Origin of the sequence: Lactobacillus sp. ESL0785 (assembly GCF_029395455.1) — a bacterium.
Classification (GTDB): domain Bacteria; phylum Bacillota; class Bacilli; order Lactobacillales; family Lactobacillaceae; genus Lactobacillus.
Genome location: NZ_CP113916.1, coordinates 1,155,718 through 1,170,391, shown reverse-complemented (window position 1 = coordinate 1,170,391; position 14,674 = coordinate 1,155,718). Strand labels below are relative to the sequence as shown.

Sequence of the window (14,674 nt, the reverse complement as noted above, 5' to 3'; positions counted from 1 at the left end):
ATTTTGATTAAGGAGAAATTTATGTCGATGATCGAATTCCGCAATGTGCAGAAATTTTACGGTAAGTTCCATGCTTTGCATAATATTAATTTGAAAATTGATCAGGGTGAAACAGTAGTTTTAATTGGTCCATCTGGATCTGGCAAGAGTACCTTAATTCGGACGATTAACCGCCTAGAAACAATTGAAGGTGGACAATTAATCGTTAACAATCATGATCTGTCGGATCCAAAGACTGATGCGAATATTTTACGTCGTGATGTCGGGATGGTATTTCAACATTTTAATTTGTATGCTAATAAAAATGTCCTTGAAAATATCATGTTAGCACCGCGGGTTGTCAGTCATCTTCCAGAAGCCGAGAATAAAGAACGGGCGCTGAACTTACTTAAGATGGTTGGTTTAGCTGATAAGGCAGAAAACATGCCGCGCCAATTATCCGGCGGGCAAAAGCAGCGGGTTGCAATTGCTCGGTCTCTAGCAATGCGACCTAAATTACTACTATTTGATGAACCAACTTCAGCACTTGATCCCGAAATGATTGATGAAGTACTGCAAGTAATAAAGCGGGTTACAACTGCTAGTGACATGACGTCCTTGATTGTGACGCATGAGATGGGTTTTGCCAAAGAAGTTGCCAACCGGGTAATTTTCATGGATCGGGGTCATTTAGTTGAAGACGATGATACCAGTAGTTTCTTTAAGCAGCCCAAGACTGAACGCGCCCAACAATTTTTAAGTAAAATTATTGCGCATTAAGGAGCTGACCATGATGAAAAAGAAATTTTGGTTAATTCCTCTAATCATGTGCGTGCTACTTTTGACAGGTAGTAAGCAAAAAGTTGCTGATCAGGCAGTTTTAAAGAATGCTCAAGCTTCCAAGACAATTACTTGGGGTGTCGAAGCTGATATGAAATTGTTTAGTTTAATTGATGTGCGCGATGACTTACACAAAGGGTTTGAAATTGATTTGGCTCAAGCAATTACCAAACAAATTTTGGGACCACAAGGGCAGGCTAAGTTCGTGACAGCGACAGCTCAGTCGCGGATTCCTCTACTTAAAAATGGTAATGTGGATGCTGTGATTGCAACGATGTCAATTACACCTGAGCGGAAACAAGTAATTGCTTTTTCTACACCATACTTTAATGCTGGTGAGTCCTTACTTGTACCGCAAAATTCTAGTATTAAAAATGTACATGATCTGAATGGCAAAACAGTCATTGGGATTGTTGGCGATAATTCTTCTGAAGTAGTAAAAAAATTTGCTCCAAAAGCAAAAGTAATTGGGATGCAGAATTACGGTCAAGCTGTCAGTGCACTGAAGTCGCATCAAGGTGATGCTTTAGTATCTGACAACGGTGTGCTTTATGGACTAGCTGTTGAAAATCCGGGTTTAGTGGTTAAAGGTGGCACCTTTACTAAAGAACCATACGGGATTGCTATTAACCAGCAGCAGAAGCCATTTGAGCACGCAGTTAACCGCGCAATTAAGCAATTGCAGCGTAATGGTGAATATAACCGGTTAATTAAAAAATGGTTTGGCCAAGTTCCAGGATTTAACTATCGGGAGATGTATCAACAATGATTTATATTTTTACGCATTTTAGTAAGCAACTTTTAGTTGGTCTAGGTTGGACGCTGTTAGCTAGCTTAATTACGTTAGTTTTAAGTTTAATAATTGGCACTACGCTGGCACTTTTACAGATGCTGCCGAGTAAGTTAGTTCATTTTCTGTGCCGTGTTTATATTGAGATCTTTCGTAATATTCCATTGTTGGTCATTGTGATGTTCTTTTACCTGATTATTCCATTGTATTTCTTTAAGATTAATGGTTTTACCGCGGGAACAATTGGGTTGACACTATACACATCTGCCTTTATTGCTGAAATTATTCGCTCAGGAATTCAATCTGTTGAATCAGGGCAGCTGGAAGGTGCACGTTCAACAGGGATGACTTACTGGCAGGCAATGAGATATGTGGTTTTGCCACAGGCATTTAAAATTGTGATCCCTTCTTTAGGTAATCAATTTGTTAATTTGATTAAAGATTCTTCAATTTTGGCTTTTGTAGCCGGGTTTGACTTGCTTTATCAGGCTAATGCGATTGCTTCAACAACTTTTGATACGATCAATAGTTACTTAGTGGTTGGTATTTTGTACCTATTGTTAACTATGCCACTGAGTTACTATATGCATCATTTAGAAAAGAAATTGGGTTAGGAGGAAGGTTATGCAAACTTGGATTAATGCTTTTGCCTGGATTAATATTAGATTTTTATTGCTAGGTTTAAAAGTAACACTGTATATCTCGTTAATTGTAATGATCTTGAGCTTCATTATCGGTTCATTTTTAGGAATTATCCGTTTTGCCAAGATTAAGTATGTGTCAAAAGTTACTGGCTTAATAATTGATGTTGTACGTAATTTGCCATTACTGCTAATTATTTTCTTTACCTACTTTGGCTTGCCTAACTTTGGCTTTCGGCCTGATGTTATTCCAGCAGCAATTATTGCCATGACTATTTTTGAATCAGGAATGATCGCAGAAATTGTGCGTTCCGGAATTCAATCAGTTGCTAGTGGTCAAATGGAGGGTGCGCGTTCAACGGGAATGAGTTTTGCACAGGCAATGCGCTATGTGGTTTTACCCCAAGCCTATAAGCATATGATCCCAACCTTAGTTAGTCAGTTAGTGTCCTTAATTAAGGATACGTCACTGGCAACGATTATTGTTGTCCCTGAGATGACGCAGCAGGCGCAGATTGTTTATGGTCAAAATGCTAATTTTACATTGCCCATGTTTGTAGCTTTGGCAGTACTTTACTTTGTTGTTTGTTTTATTTTGTCAATTGTTGGCAGTCTACTTGGCAAACAGTTAAATTAATTTAGTTAAAATGATAATAGTGATTGACAGATGGCTAGTTAATGTCCTATAATTGTTAATTAGTTGAGAACAAGAAGGAGCTCCCGCTTCTCGCCTAAGTTAAATTGACCTCTGGGCTAATCGATATTTTCTGTTGATTAAAGGCGGGTAACTTAATACCCGTCTTTTTCTTGTCCTCAAATTAACACGGAGGTGAAGAATCATACCAAGAAATTTAATATTAAACGATCAAATTCGTTCACGCGAAGTTCGTTTAATTAATGCAGATGGTGATCAAGTTGGTGTAGTAACTAAGACTGAAGCATTACGGCAAGCAAGTGTTGCGAATTTAGATTTAGTTCTGATTTCGCCTAATGCTAAGCCACCAGTTGCCCGCATCATGGACTATGGTAAGTACCGTTTTGAACAACAAAAGAAACTCAAAGAGTCGCGTAAGAAGTCCAAGACGGTTAGCGTTAAAGAAATCCGTTTAAGTCCAACCATTGAAGGTAACGACTTTAACACTAAGCTAAAGCACGCGCAAAAGTTCCTCACTAAAGAGGGTGCTAAGGTTCGTGTTTCGATTCGGTTCAGAGGTCGTGCAATCACCCACAAGGAATTAGGACGTGAAGTGCTGGAGAAGATGGCTGAAGCTACTTCGGATATTGCTACTGTGATTAGCAAGCCGAAGATGGAAGGTCGTTCAATGTTCTTGATACTCGCTCCTAAGAGTGACAAAAAGTAAAAACTAGTTAATTTGGAGGAATTGAAAAATGCCTAAAATGAAAACCCACCGCGCTTCTGCAAAGCGTTTTAAGAGAACTGCTTCTGGTGAATTAAAGCGTCATCACGCATTTACTGGCCACCGTTTCCACGGTAAGACCAAGAAGCAACGTCGTCATTTGAGAAAGGCTGCATTAGTTTCACGCAGCGACTTGAAACGCATCAAACAGATGCTCTCTCAAATGCGTTAATTATCAAGTTAGACGAGAACAACGATATTTAGGAGGAATTTCAGATGCCAAGAGTTAAAGGTGGAACAGTAACACGTAAACGTCGTAAGAAGGTTATGAAGCTTGCCAAGGGTTACCGTGGCGCAAAGCATATGCAATTTAAGGCTGCAAGTACACAATTATTTGTATCTTACAGATATGCATTCCGTGACCGGAGAAGACGTAAGAGCGACTTTAGAAAGTTATGGATTGCCAGAATCAATGCTGCAGCAAGACAAAATGATATTTCATATTCTAAGTTAATGCACGGCTTGAAAGTTGCCGGTGTTGACATTAACCGTAAGATGTTAGCTGACATTGCTTATAACGATTCAAAGACTTTTGCACAATTAGCAGAAACTGCTAAGAAGGCTTTAAATTAATTAAAAATGGCGCTTATGGCGCCATTTTTTTATGTCAAAAATTATGACCTTGACGCTGATTTTTGATATATTAGACTAAGAACATGGCAGAGAAGGGGTAGCCAGATGATATTCAGGCCACGTTATACAATTGATACAATCTATCATTTAGATACTGCTGTCTTGCATCAGATGGGCATTCAGGCAGTGTTTTCGGATTTAGATAATACATTGCTTGCTTGGAACGAGTTTGAAACGGCACAAAAGATGGATCAGCTTAATCGGCGATTTGCGCAAGCTGGGATTACACTAGTAGTGATTTCCAATAATAATGCGCAAAGAGTGGGTAAAGTACTTAATCCGTACCATATTCAATTTGTTGCTAAGTCTAAAAAGCCGTTGCCGTTTGCAATTACAAGAAAGCGTAAGGAAATGGGTTTGAGTCAAAAGCAAGTAATGATGGTAGGTGACCAATTGATTACTGATATTCAGGCTGGTAATTTAGCTGGTGTAGAGTCGGTTCTAGTTGAGCCACTGATAAAAACTGATAAATGGAATACTCGAATTAATCGTTTTTTTGAGAAGATCATCTTTTTCTTTTTGGCAATTTCACACCGGGTAACTTTTAAGGAGACATTAAAAAATGGATGATATTATTTGTATCGGTTGTGGGGCAAAGCTGCAATCTGCTAACCCTGAGGAAGCTGGCTATTTACCAGCTTCACGTTTAACGAAGGCGTTAGCAAGCGAGGATGAAGACAATGATATTTATTGTCAGCGGTGTTTTCGGTTGCGGCACTATAATGAAATTATGCCAGTTAAGGTCGATAATGATGATTTTTTAGCTTTGCTTAATTCATTAGCTGAAAAAAAGGCGTTAATTGTCAATGTTGTTGACTTATTTGACTTTACGAATTCACTTTTATCATCAATGAAACGTTTTGTTGGTAATAATGAGTTGATTTTAGTTGGGAATAAGTTTGATTTGTTTCCGTTAAATTCACGGGCAAGCAAGATTAAAGATTGGATGCGGCAAGAAGCCAATCGTGTTGGCCTTTTTCCTAAGAAAATTTTCTTAATTAGTGCTGCTAAAAAGAAAAATTTAGATAATTTAATTGCCTATTTAGATAAAAAATCACGTACTGAAGATGTTTATTTTGTTGGCATGACTAATGTAGGTAAATCAACGTTACTCAATGCAATCGTTGACAAAATGGGTGATATTCAAAATTTGATTACAACTTCTCGTTTTCCGGGGACAACACTTGATCGAATTGAAATACCGCTGGAGAACGGCCATTTTTTGGTTGATACACCAGGAATTATGTCAGAAAATCAACTGGCAACACATCTTGATGTTAAAGATTTAGCAGCAATTTCTCCGCAAAAGCCGCTTAAGCCAGCAACTTATCAATTAAAGCCGGGTAATACACTTTTTTTGGCGGGATTGGGTCGAATTGATTATTTGCAAGGTGAGTCAACTAGCTTCACAGTTTATGTAGCGCGGGACTTGTATGTTCACCGAACAAAGACAGAAAATGCGGCTAATTTTTATCAAAAGCACTTGGGTGATTTGTTAACGCCACCATCTGAAGCAACAACTTTACCGGCACTTAAGGGGCAAGAAATGCATACGACTTACAAGAGTGACTTACTGTTTGGCGGGATTGGCTTTATTACGGTTCCAGCAGATTGTTTAGTTAAGATTTATACGCCTGGTAAGATTGGTTTGGGAATAAGGCGTGCGTTAATTTAGAGGCAAAAAATGACGTTTGCAAAAAGTATTGAAAAGAAACCAGTTGTTCAAGTTAAAGAAGAAACAATAGCTGATAATCAAGGTCGACAAATTGGGATTATGGGTGGTACTTTTAATCCGGTTCATTTAGCACATCTAGTTGTAGCTGAGCAAGTATTAACTAAATTACATTTGGATGAAATTTGGTTTATTCCGACGAATATTCCACCGTTAAAGGATAAGCCAACAGTTGCTGCTCAAGATCGAGCTAATATGTTGGAACTAGCAACGCAAGATAATCTACATTTTCATGTAAAATTATTTGAATTATTTCGCGGTGGTGTTTCTTATACGGTTGATACACTAACTTACTTACATGCAAAAGCACCGCAAAATCATTATTATTTGATTATGGGTAGTGATCAGGTTAATAATTTAGCTGAATGGAAAGAACCGTTAAAGCTGGCACAATTGGCAACTTTAGTTGGCATTAGGCGCCCAGGCTATGAACAAAAAGCACAATTACCAATTATTTGGGTTGATGTGCCGCAGATTGATTTAAGTTCATCTTCAATTAGGCAAACAATTGCGATGGGCGGTTCAATTAGATATTTAGTTCCAGAATCTGTTCGCGATTATATTCATCGAAAGGGCTTGTATTATGACTGATTTATTTTTTGCCAAAACGTATTCACCATTATCTAGTAGTGCAATTATTGCTAAGGAAAAAGCAAATATGGATGAAACGCGGTTTAACCATTGTGTCCGTGTTAGTGAAACAGCGCAAAAGTTAGCACGCTTGAATAATTATGATGAGCAAAAGGCGGCATTAGCAGGTTTTGTTCATGATTATGCTAAGCAAGTGCCAGTTGCAGAATATAAACAAGTAATTAAGACGCAAGGTTTTGCCCAAGATTTGTTAAACTGGAATCGGGCAATCTGGCATGGCATTGTGGGTACATACTTTATTAAACGGGACTTGCAGATTACTGATCCAGAAATTTTAACTGCTGTTGATCGTCATACTACAGGTGATACAAAAATGACAACTTTGGATAAAATCGTTTTTATGGCTGATTTTATTGAGCCTGGACGCGATTTTCCCGGAGTTGAAGAAGCTCGTAAAATTACATTTGCTAATTTAGATGCTGGGGTTGGTTACCAATTAGCCCATAGCCTCAGTTATTTGGCTACTAAAAGAGAAAAAATCTATCCTCGCACGTTTGAAGCATATAATGTGTGGAGTATTGATAATAATTAAGGAGAACAATTTGACTAGTAAAGAAATTTTAACTTTTGCGTTGAAGGCGATTAGTGATCGTCATGGTGAAGATACAGCAGCATATGATATGCAGGGAATTAGTATCTTAGCCGATTATTATGTTGTGACTAGTGCCAGCTCAAACCGCCAATTACACGCGATTGCTAATGCTGTAATTGATGAGGCCCATCAAGTTGACTATTATGATTATCGGATTGAAGGTTCAAGTGAATCTAACTGGCTTTTGCTCGATTTAGGCGATGTAGTTGTCAATATTTTTACACAAGAAGCACGTGAATTTTATAATGTTGAAAAATTATGGTCTGCTGGTAAAAAATTGGAAATAAAGGAAGATTAATAAATAATGAGTGTAGTGGGGATCATTGCTGAATTTAATCCCTTGCATAGCGGCCATGAATTTTTATTAAATCAGGCACGTTTATTAGCTGGTAGTAGTGACCCGATTGTGGTTTTAATGTCAGGGAATTATGTGCAGCGCGGTGAAATGGCAATTATGGATAAGTGGGCCCGTGCGCAAGCAGCTTTAGCAAGTGGAGCAGATCTTGTCTTTGAAATGCCATTTTCGACGTCAGTTGAGCCGGCTAACCTATTTTCGCTTGGTAGCATTAATCAGTTAGCCAAGTTGGGAGTAAGTGACTTGGTATTTGGTGTGGAAGATGCAACGCTGAATTTTGCCTATTTAGGCAGCAAAATTGCTGAAATTCCGCCCAATCACATGGATTTTAATGATTATAGTCAAACTTATTCAACGCAGTATAACCAAATGGTTACGCGGGAAGTTGGCTATGAGGTTAATCAACCTAATGCGATTTTGGGGTTAGCTTATGCAGTTGCTAACTATAATTTGGGCACGCCGCTTATTTTGCATGCAGTAAACAGAATTGGTGCTGGACATGATGATTTGTTGCAGCGTGAAGGTGTTGTACAAAGTGCTAGTGCAATTCGCAATATTATTTTGCACCGTAAAACCGGCACAGCGCTAGAGCAATGGCTTCCTAAAAAGGAAGTAGCTGCTTTGTATAAGCAACCGGAATATCCTAATTGGAATCTATTGTTTCCATTTTTAAAATATCGGCTTGAGTCCTCATCAGTAGAACAGTTACGCCAAATTTATCAAATGAGTGAAGGGTTAGAATACAAAATGAAGCAAGAAATTCACCAAGCGCATAATTTTACTGAATTCTTGCGTGCGATTAAGTCAAAGCGGTATACTTATTCCCGCTTACGTCGACTTAGTTTGTATACTTTACTAAATGTTACTCAAGATGATATGCTGGCTAGTTTTAATCATGAATCATTATTTTTATTGGGTTATAGTAAAATTGGCCGGCGTTATTTGAAAAAAATCAGAAAAGAAACTACGGCTGAGATTGTTTCTAAAATTGACCAAAAGAATACCCAACAGGGTTCATTGCACTTACAGTTACGGGTTGACCGTTTAGTTGAGCAGATTTTGCAGGTCGATCAAAACTTTGGTCGACGACCGCTGGAGGTTTAAAAATGTTGACGATTAATTTTTCACAAATAAAAAATAGTAAAACCCCACTCACGCATTTTGAAAATGAAGTTGTGATACGGCCAGAGTTTTTAAAAAGAAGTCAAAAATTGCTTTATCAGGTAGAAAATGTGCAAGTAACAGGAGATGCTTTTTATAATGTGCCATATGTTACTTGTGCTTTGCGTGTGACAGCGGACTTGATTGTACCGTCAAGTCGTAGTTTAGCACCGGTTAGTTATCATGAAGATTTTCAGTTTAATGAAAATTATTCAGAGGACAAGGTGGCTAAAGAAGAACTGGAAAAGAGTGCAACACCGATTGTACCGGTTGAAGATGATGTGATTGATTTGCAAACAGCCATTGAAGATAATTTACTGTTGCATATTCCGACAACAATTTTGACTTCTGAAGAGAAAGAAAAAGATATTTACCCAGAAGGTAAAGGCTGGTCTGTTATTTCGGAAGCTGAGTTTGATGCCGGTAAAAAGAATCAGGTCAATCCAGCATTTGCTAAGTTAAAGCAACTACTTGAACAGAAGGATGAACAACAAAATAAGGGTAAGTAGATTAACTGCTTAAGTTTGCTGTAACTTGAATTTTTAATCTTGTCTTAACACAAGTTTTAAAGTATGCTTGAATTAATATTAGAGTATTAGAAATATTTAAGTTTTGTATGGAATATAGATATTAAGGGATGTAAAAAATGGCAAAAATTTTAATTATTGAAGATGAAAAGAACTTGGCTCGCTTTGTCGAGCTGGAATTAAAACATGAAAAATATGAAACAGTTGTTGAGAGCAATGGCCGCAAGGGCTTGGAAACCGCTTTAAACGAAGACTTTGATGCTATTTTGCTTGACCTAATGCTGCCGGATCTAAATGGCTTAGAAATTGCTCGTCGGGTTCGGCAAGTCAAGACAACACCAATTATTATGATGACGGCGCGTGATTCTGTGATTGATCGTGTTTCTGGTCTTGATCATGGTGCTGATGACTATATCGTTAAACCATTTGCAATTGAGGAATTGTTGGCTCGTCTGCGTGCAGTTTTACGGCGAGTAAAGATTGAACAAGAAGCTTCTGATGATACAATCGAAAAGAAGGTTATCAAGTTCAAAGATATGACAATCGAAACTGCTAACCGAATTGTTCGCCGCAGTGATGGTAAAGCAGTTGATCTGACTAAGCGGGAATATAATCTGTTTATGATGTTGATTAAGAATAAGAACAATGTTGTCAGTCGTGACCAATTATTAGCTAAAATTTGGGGACCAGGTTCAAATATTGAAACTAATGTTGTTGAAGTTTATGTTCGCTATTTACGTAATAAGATTGATATTCCGGGCAAGCCATCATATATCAAGACCGTTCGCGGAACTGGTTATATGGTAAGAGATGAAGACGATGAAGAAAAGTAAAAATCATAAAAATAAAAAAGAGACCAAACACTCATCACTTATTGTTCGGTGGGTCAGTATCGTCAGTTTGACGATTATGGTCTCTTTTATTGCTTTTTCAGTTATTATTTATTCTTTTGTAGGGCAGCAATCTTTGGGCCAGCAAAAAGCAACGTCTAACCAAATGATTGTTAAACTAAATAATAGTCTTAGTGAAATTCCAACTGAATTGCAGATTGCTAACGTTGTGCCAGCATTAACGCCATCTACTAGAAAGATATTGCAGGGTAATCCTGCGATTGAAAACGATCAGCGTGAGAATAAGGCCTTTAATGACGACCTGTTGTCATCTTTGACTAATCCAGATTTAAACGTAGTTGTTTATAATTTGCAAAAACAAGATGTTTTTGACAATGGCAGTGATGATGCAATTCCAGCTTTTAAGCAATTTAATGGTGAATATCACATGGAACGTGTTTTTCAAAATCACCGCCAAGAGTTAGTCACTTATCAGAAGGTGCGGTCAGTTAAAAACGGAAAACTGACAGGTTATATTATAGTAGTCAACAGAATGTCTTATTATAATGGCTTGATGCGGAATTTGCTTAAGTGGATGGTGCGCATTTCGTTAATTGCGGTAGTGGTATTTACAATAATCGCCTTTATGATTGTTCATAATATTGTTAAGCCAATTAAGGAAATGTCTAAAGTTGCGCGTGAAGTTAATGATGATCCCAATAGTACAGTACGAATTAGGAATTTTCACCGGCATGATGAATTACAGGAATTGGCCGTTTCCTTTAACCAAATGTTGGATAGAATGCAGCGTTATATTGAGCAGCAGAAAGAATTTGTCGGTGATGTTTCTCATGAATTACGAACACCAGTTGCGGTAATTGAAGGACACCTGAACATGCTTGAGCGTTGGGGAAAAGATGATCCAGAGATCTTGGATGAATCGATTAAGGCTTCGTTGCAAGAAGCTAAGCGAATGCAGCATTTAATTCAGGAAATGCTTGATTTAACGCGAGCAGAACAAATTAACGTTCAATACCCGAATGCAGTGACAAGAGTTTCTGAAGTTCTTAATCGTGTTGTTGGTGATATGTCACTTGTGCATCAAGATTTTGAAATTGGTTTGGATATGGATGATTTACCACAAGATACAGAAATTCAAATTTATCAGGGGCATTTAGAGCAGTTACTGGTTATTTTAATTGATAATGGAATTAAGTATTCAACTGATCGTAAGCAGATGAATGTTTCAGCAGGACTTTCGCATGATGAGGTTAGCATTATGGTGCAAGACTTTGGCGAGGGTATTTCTAAAGAAGAGCAAGATAAAATTTTTAACCGCTTTTACCGGGTTGATAAAGCCCGAACGCGAGAAAAGGGCGGCAATGGGCTAGGTTTGTCGATTGCGCAAAAGTTAGTAACCAGTTATCACGGTCAAATTAGTGTTGACTCTGTAGAAGGACAGGGCAGCCAATTTAAGATTGTCTTTCCAGCTTTGACTAAGGAGCAGGCGGCAAAGTTGCGCAAGCGCGCAGAAGGCGATGAAAAAGAAAAGTAGCTAACAAAAAAGGTCTAGTTATGACTAATACTCATAACTAGACCTTTTTATTTGCATAAAGCAGGATTATTTATGTTTGTGTTGCTTGCCTTTATTGCGATTCCGCAAATTTTCGTGCATTTGTACTGTGTCTTTATTAGCTGTCGGTGTTGCTGCTGTTTGGTTAAGTAAATCGTCAATTTTAGCTTGTGTGACAATTTCTTTAATTGGCTCATGTTGTAACTCTGCATCGACACTTTTCTTTACCCGCGGCATGATAATGAAGGTTACAATTACCTGCTGAATAATAGTAAAGAAGTTACCAGCAGCCCAATATAGAGCAACTGAACCCGAAACAGACATTGAAATAAACAGTGTCATAATTGGGTTCATTAGCATCATTGACTGCATTTGCTTTTTCTGTTCTTTGGGAATGCCAATTAGTGAAATATAGCCCTGAACAAAGGCAAAAGCAGTACCGATGATTGCCATTAACATTGATCTGCTACTCAGTGAGATACCTAAGAAAGTAGAATTAGCTAAAGTCTTGGAATACATTACAGCCTGATAAATTCCAATCATAATTGGAAATTGAATAATCAGTGGTAAACAGCCCATGCCACCAGTTAGTGACAGATTATTTTGTGAGTATAACTGACGCTGCCAAGTTGCCAAGGTCATTTGTTGGTCTTGAGTCAAATTCTTGTTTTTCATTGCGTCCTGGATTAGTTTCATCTGCGGCTGCACACGGGACATTTTTTCTTGCTGAGTTGTTGTCTTCTTCTGTTGGTTTAACATTAATGGCAGTAAAATCATTCTCACAATCAAAGTCATTAAAATAATTGCCCAGCCAGCACCATTAGTTCCGCCAATCACAGCGTAGCAACGAAGCATAATATTCTGCAAAGGTCGGCCGATAAAACTATAGATCCAGCCATAAATTCCGCTTGAAGGCGGCGTATTTAAGGCATTGCTGCTTTGAGCACAGCCAGTCACGATAAGCATGACTGTCAAAGTTAAAACAGCCAATCCCAGATATTTACGATATTTTTTCATTTAAATTCACCACATCATTATTTTTAGTCAACATCTAATATAATACATGAAAACCATGCATTTTGCCCGTATTTGTTAGTTTTTCTTTCTTAATCTTTGTAATATGGGCAAATTGTGAGATATTATGCGGCAGTTCTTGGCAAAATTGATTGACATGACTTGAGTCTGTTTGCAAGATAATAGTTACCGTCTGATCTGCATTGTTGTGGACTGTGCCGGGCAATTGCAGTTTGTCCGCTAATACTTGGACGTTCCAGCGAAAGCCAACGCCTTGGACGATGCCGAATACGGTTAATTGCCAAGTTTCATTGCTACTATTTGTAAAATTATTGCTATTTTGATGGTTATTTCGATTAAAAAAGCCCATAATTAATCCTTTCAATACTTGTTTACTTGATTTTACCATTTTTAAAATTAGAAAGTTTACATTAAAATAGAGTCTGAAAGAAGATGTTTGAATTGGAACAAATTAGTTCAGTTAACAATAAGCTAATTAAAGACTTAGCGAAGTTGAAGCAAAAGAAGCACCGTGAAGAAACAGGAATGTACTTAATTGAAGGCTTTCATCTAGTTGAAGAAGCAATTAAGGCCAAGCGAAAATTTGTGTATTTGTTGGGAACCCAGCAGGCATTAGCGAAGTTAGAAGCAGAAGGAATAATTGATTTAACTACTAAAGTTATTCTGATTAATACTGCGATTGTACGGCATTTATCTAGTACTAAAAATTCACAAGATATCTTTATGGTACTTAAAATTGCTCAGCCCAAAGCTTATCCCTTTAATTATGGTAAGTGGGTGTTACTTGATCAGTTAGCTGACCCCGGAAATGTGGGTACGATCATTAGAACTGCTGATGCAGCTGGCTTTGATGGTGTGATTTTATCACCAAGTAGTGTTGATTTATACAATCCTAAGACGCAGCGAGCAATGCAGGGCAGCCAATTTCATATTAATCTGATCATTGCGGATTTGGTAGAAACAATTAATACTCTAAGAAATAACGGAATTCCAATTTACGCTAGTATGTTGGATCAATCAGCGCAAAAGCTGCCTGACTTTAAGCAGGAGCCGCAATTAGGTTTAGTAATTGGTAATGAAGCCCATGGTGTAAGCACTGAGGTAGCTAATAGCTGTGATGAAAAGTTGTATATTCCAATTAAAGGGCAGGCTGAGTCATTGAATGCAGCAGTTGCGGCTGGCATTATGATCTATTACTTTGCATAAGCGTAGGTGCTTGTTTTTAGTAAGTAATTTTTTTATAATAATTCTTGAGGTTATTACAGTAGTAGTGGGAGGAATGGTTATATGGCCCAAGGAGCAAAATTTAAACAAACTAATGGGTGTCGGGCTGTTACGTATGAGTCATGTCCCCATTTTATTAATGCATTTCGGATTATCGGCAAGAAGTGGAATGGTTTAATTATTAGTTCTCTATGCGAAACTAATTATATGCGTTTCAAGGATCTGGCTAGTTGCGTGTCTGCTTGTTCTGATCGCGTGCTTGTTGAGCGCCTTAAAGAACTTGAACAAGAAAAAATTGTTAAACGCTCAGTAGATGATCAGACTAAGATTATTTCATATGGTTTAACTAAAAAAGGTGCAGAATTGCAGCCAGTTTTTGATCAAATTCATGAATGGGCTGATAATTGGGTTTAAAGTAAAATTTTACTTGCAAGTTGTCTGCAAAAGAATTATTCTAGTAATTAATTACTAAGAGCAAGACTAGTAGCAGTACTCATTTATTAGAGAGAGCCTTTTATTGAGCTGAGAGAAGGATTTAAATAGAGCTGTGAATTTCACCTTGCTAGTAGAATCTAATCAATTCCGGTATTCACCGTTAACGAAGACTTGAGTGTGGACTTGCAAGAGTTCAAACTAGGGTGGTACCGCGTAGCTTCGTCCCTTTTAGGGATGGAGCTTTTTTGTTTGAAAGGA

The 14,674-nt window shown here is 37.8% G+C and carries 20 protein-coding genes and 2 other annotated features; of the genes, 18 read left to right on the top strand and 2 right to left on the bottom strand.

Annotation, left to right across the window (positions count from 1 at the left end):
• Positions 1 to 21 precede the first annotated feature (21 nt).
• The 16 genes from OZY43_RS05555 (at position 22) to OZY43_RS05480 (ending at position 11,704) form a co-directional block, all read left to right on the top strand.
• Positions 22 to 759: an amino acid ABC transporter ATP-binding protein gene (locus OZY43_RS05555; RefSeq protein WP_277164084.1), complete on the top strand. Its 738-nt coding sequence runs from the start codon at positions 22 to 24 to the stop codon at positions 757 to 759.
• A 13-nt stretch (positions 760 to 772) separates the two neighbouring features.
• The gene (locus OZY43_RS05550; RefSeq protein WP_277166368.1) at positions 773 to 1,588 is read left to right on the top strand and encodes a transporter substrate-binding domain-containing protein; all 816 of its coding nucleotides are present in this window, start codon (positions 773 to 775) and stop codon (positions 1,586 to 1,588) included.
• Positions 1,585 to 2,223, top strand: a complete 639-nt coding sequence (locus tag OZY43_RS05545; RefSeq protein ID WP_277164083.1) for an amino acid ABC transporter permease — start codon at positions 1,585 to 1,587, stop codon at positions 2,221 to 2,223. The genes OZY43_RS05550 and OZY43_RS05545 overlap by 4 nt, the downstream gene beginning before the upstream one ends.
• A 10-nt stretch (positions 2,224 to 2,233) precedes the next feature.
• Positions 2,234 to 2,887, top strand: coding sequence for an amino acid ABC transporter permease (locus OZY43_RS05540; protein WP_277164082.1), 654 nt, complete (start codon positions 2,234 to 2,236; stop codon positions 2,885 to 2,887).
• A 65-nt stretch (positions 2,888 to 2,952) separates the two neighbouring features.
• Positions 2,953 to 3,064 (top strand) — a sequence feature (ribosomal protein L20 leader region).
• A gap of 22 nt (positions 3,065 to 3,086) precedes the next feature.
• Positions 3,087 to 3,611 (top strand): translation initiation factor IF-3, encoded by a 525-nt coding sequence (gene infC / locus OZY43_RS05535; protein ID WP_277166366.1) that lies wholly within the window; start codon positions 3,087 to 3,089, stop codon positions 3,609 to 3,611.
• Between the two features lie 28 nt (positions 3,612 to 3,639).
• Complete coding sequence (gene rpmI, locus OZY43_RS05530) at positions 3,640 to 3,840, top strand: 50S ribosomal protein L35 (RefSeq protein ID WP_122018520.1); 201 nt, start codon at positions 3,640 to 3,642, stop codon at positions 3,838 to 3,840.
• A gap of 44 nt (positions 3,841 to 3,884) precedes the next feature.
• Positions 3,885 to 4,241: a 50S ribosomal protein L20 gene (rplT, locus tag OZY43_RS05525; RefSeq protein ID WP_046307264.1), complete on the top strand. Its 357-nt coding sequence runs from the start codon at positions 3,885 to 3,887 to the stop codon at positions 4,239 to 4,241.
• Positions 4,242 to 4,346: 105 nt separating this feature from the next.
• Positions 4,347 to 4,871: a YqeG family HAD IIIA-type phosphatase gene (locus tag OZY43_RS05520; protein ID WP_277164081.1), complete on the top strand. Its 525-nt coding sequence runs from the start codon at positions 4,347 to 4,349 to the stop codon at positions 4,869 to 4,871.
• Positions 4,864 to 5,976: a ribosome biogenesis GTPase YqeH gene (yqeH, locus tag OZY43_RS05515; protein ID WP_277164080.1), complete on the top strand. Its 1,113-nt coding sequence runs from the start codon at positions 4,864 to 4,866 to the stop codon at positions 5,974 to 5,976. The genes OZY43_RS05520 and yqeH overlap by 8 nt, the downstream gene beginning before the upstream one ends.
• A 9-nt stretch (positions 5,977 to 5,985) precedes the next feature.
• Positions 5,986 to 6,624: a nicotinate-nucleotide adenylyltransferase gene (locus tag OZY43_RS05510; RefSeq protein ID WP_277164079.1), complete on the top strand. Its 639-nt coding sequence runs from the start codon at positions 5,986 to 5,988 to the stop codon at positions 6,622 to 6,624.
• Positions 6,617 to 7,216, top strand: coding sequence for a bis(5'-nucleosyl)-tetraphosphatase (symmetrical) YqeK (gene yqeK / locus OZY43_RS05505; RefSeq protein WP_277164078.1), 600 nt, complete (start codon positions 6,617 to 6,619; stop codon positions 7,214 to 7,216). Before OZY43_RS05510 ends, yqeK begins: the two co-directional genes overlap by 8 nt.
• 10 nt (positions 7,217 to 7,226) lie before the next feature.
• A complete protein-coding gene (gene rsfS, locus OZY43_RS05500; RefSeq protein WP_277164077.1) occupies positions 7,227 to 7,574 on the top strand; it encodes a ribosome silencing factor in 348 nt (115 codons plus the stop codon).
• A gap of 6 nt (positions 7,575 to 7,580) precedes the next feature.
• Entirely contained in the window at positions 7,581 to 8,735 is a 1,155-nt protein-coding gene (locus OZY43_RS05495) for a nucleotidyltransferase (RefSeq protein WP_277164076.1), read from the top strand.
• Between the two features lie 2 nt (positions 8,736 to 8,737).
• Positions 8,738 to 9,301: a DUF177 domain-containing protein gene (locus OZY43_RS05490; protein ID WP_277164075.1), complete on the top strand. Its 564-nt coding sequence runs from the start codon at positions 8,738 to 8,740 to the stop codon at positions 9,299 to 9,301.
• Positions 9,302 to 9,438: 137 nt separating this feature from the next.
• Positions 9,439 to 10,152, top strand: a complete 714-nt coding sequence (locus OZY43_RS05485; protein ID WP_277164074.1) for a response regulator transcription factor — start codon at positions 9,439 to 9,441, stop codon at positions 10,150 to 10,152.
• Entirely contained in the window at positions 10,130 to 11,704 is a 1,575-nt protein-coding gene (locus tag OZY43_RS05480) for a HAMP domain-containing histidine kinase (protein ID WP_277164073.1), read from the top strand. The genes OZY43_RS05485 and OZY43_RS05480 overlap by 23 nt, the downstream gene beginning before the upstream one ends.
• Positions 11,705 to 11,770: 66 nt before the next feature.
• Here the strand turns inward: OZY43_RS05480 and yidC are convergent, their stop codons facing one another.
• Positions 11,771 to 12,739: a membrane protein insertase YidC gene (gene yidC, locus OZY43_RS05475; protein WP_277164072.1), complete on the bottom strand. Its 969-nt coding sequence runs from the start codon at positions 12,737 to 12,739 to the stop codon at positions 11,771 to 11,773.
• Between the two features lie 34 nt (positions 12,740 to 12,773).
• On the bottom strand, positions 12,774 to 13,106 hold the full coding sequence (locus OZY43_RS05470) for an acylphosphatase (RefSeq protein ID WP_277164071.1): 333 nt from the start codon (positions 13,104 to 13,106) through the stop codon (positions 12,774 to 12,776).
• A gap of 92 nt (positions 13,107 to 13,198) precedes the next feature.
• Between OZY43_RS05470 and OZY43_RS05465 the strand changes: the two genes are divergently transcribed.
• Positions 13,199 to 13,963 (top strand): RNA methyltransferase, encoded by a 765-nt coding sequence (locus OZY43_RS05465; protein WP_277164070.1) that lies wholly within the window; start codon positions 13,199 to 13,201, stop codon positions 13,961 to 13,963.
• A gap of 81 nt (positions 13,964 to 14,044) precedes the next feature.
• Entirely contained in the window at positions 14,045 to 14,395 is a 351-nt protein-coding gene (locus OZY43_RS05460; RefSeq protein WP_277164069.1) for a helix-turn-helix domain-containing protein, read from the top strand.
• Positions 14,396 to 14,442: 47 nt separating this feature from the next.
• Positions 14,443 to 14,646: a binding site (T-box leader), on the top strand.
• Positions 14,647 to 14,674: the final 28 nt, after the last annotated feature.

Coding starts and splice junctions, on each gene's coding strand:
- OZY43_RS05555 (WP_277164084.1), top strand. CDS start 22: ATGTCGATGATCGAATTCCGCAATGTGCAGAAATTTTACGGTAAGTTC.
- OZY43_RS05550 (WP_277166368.1), top strand. CDS start 773: ATGAAAAAGAAATTTTGGTTAATTCCTCTAATCATGTGCGTGCTACTT.
- OZY43_RS05545 (WP_277164083.1), top strand. CDS start 1,585: ATGATTTATATTTTTACGCATTTTAGTAAGCAACTTTTAGTTGGTCTA.
- OZY43_RS05540 (WP_277164082.1), top strand. CDS start 2,234: ATGCAAACTTGGATTAATGCTTTTGCCTGGATTAATATTAGATTTTTA.
- rpmI (WP_122018520.1), top strand. CDS start 3,640: ATGCCTAAAATGAAAACCCACCGCGCTTCTGCAAAGCGTTTTAAGAGA.
- rplT (WP_046307264.1), top strand. CDS start 3,885: ATGCCAAGAGTTAAAGGTGGAACAGTAACACGTAAACGTCGTAAGAAG.
- OZY43_RS05520 (WP_277164081.1), top strand. CDS start 4,347: ATGATATTCAGGCCACGTTATACAATTGATACAATCTATCATTTAGAT.
- yqeH (WP_277164080.1), top strand. CDS start 4,864: ATGGATGATATTATTTGTATCGGTTGTGGGGCAAAGCTGCAATCTGCT.
- OZY43_RS05510 (WP_277164079.1), top strand. CDS start 5,986: ATGACGTTTGCAAAAAGTATTGAAAAGAAACCAGTTGTTCAAGTTAAA.
- yqeK (WP_277164078.1), top strand. CDS start 6,617: ATGACTGATTTATTTTTTGCCAAAACGTATTCACCATTATCTAGTAGT.
- OZY43_RS05495 (WP_277164076.1), top strand. CDS start 7,581: ATGAGTGTAGTGGGGATCATTGCTGAATTTAATCCCTTGCATAGCGGC.
- OZY43_RS05490 (WP_277164075.1), top strand. CDS start 8,738: ATGTTGACGATTAATTTTTCACAAATAAAAAATAGTAAAACCCCACTC.
- OZY43_RS05485 (WP_277164074.1), top strand. CDS start 9,439: ATGGCAAAAATTTTAATTATTGAAGATGAAAAGAACTTGGCTCGCTTT.
- OZY43_RS05480 (WP_277164073.1), top strand. CDS start 10,130: ATGAAGACGATGAAGAAAAGTAAAAATCATAAAAATAAAAAAGAGACC.
- yidC (WP_277164072.1), bottom strand. CDS start 12,739: ATGAAAAAATATCGTAAATATCTGGGATTGGCTGTTTTAACTTTGACA.
- OZY43_RS05470 (WP_277164071.1), bottom strand. CDS start 13,106: ATGGGCTTTTTTAATCGAAATAACCATCAAAATAGCAATAATTTTACA.
- OZY43_RS05460 (WP_277164069.1), top strand. CDS start 14,045: ATGGCCCAAGGAGCAAAATTTAAACAAACTAATGGGTGTCGGGCTGTT.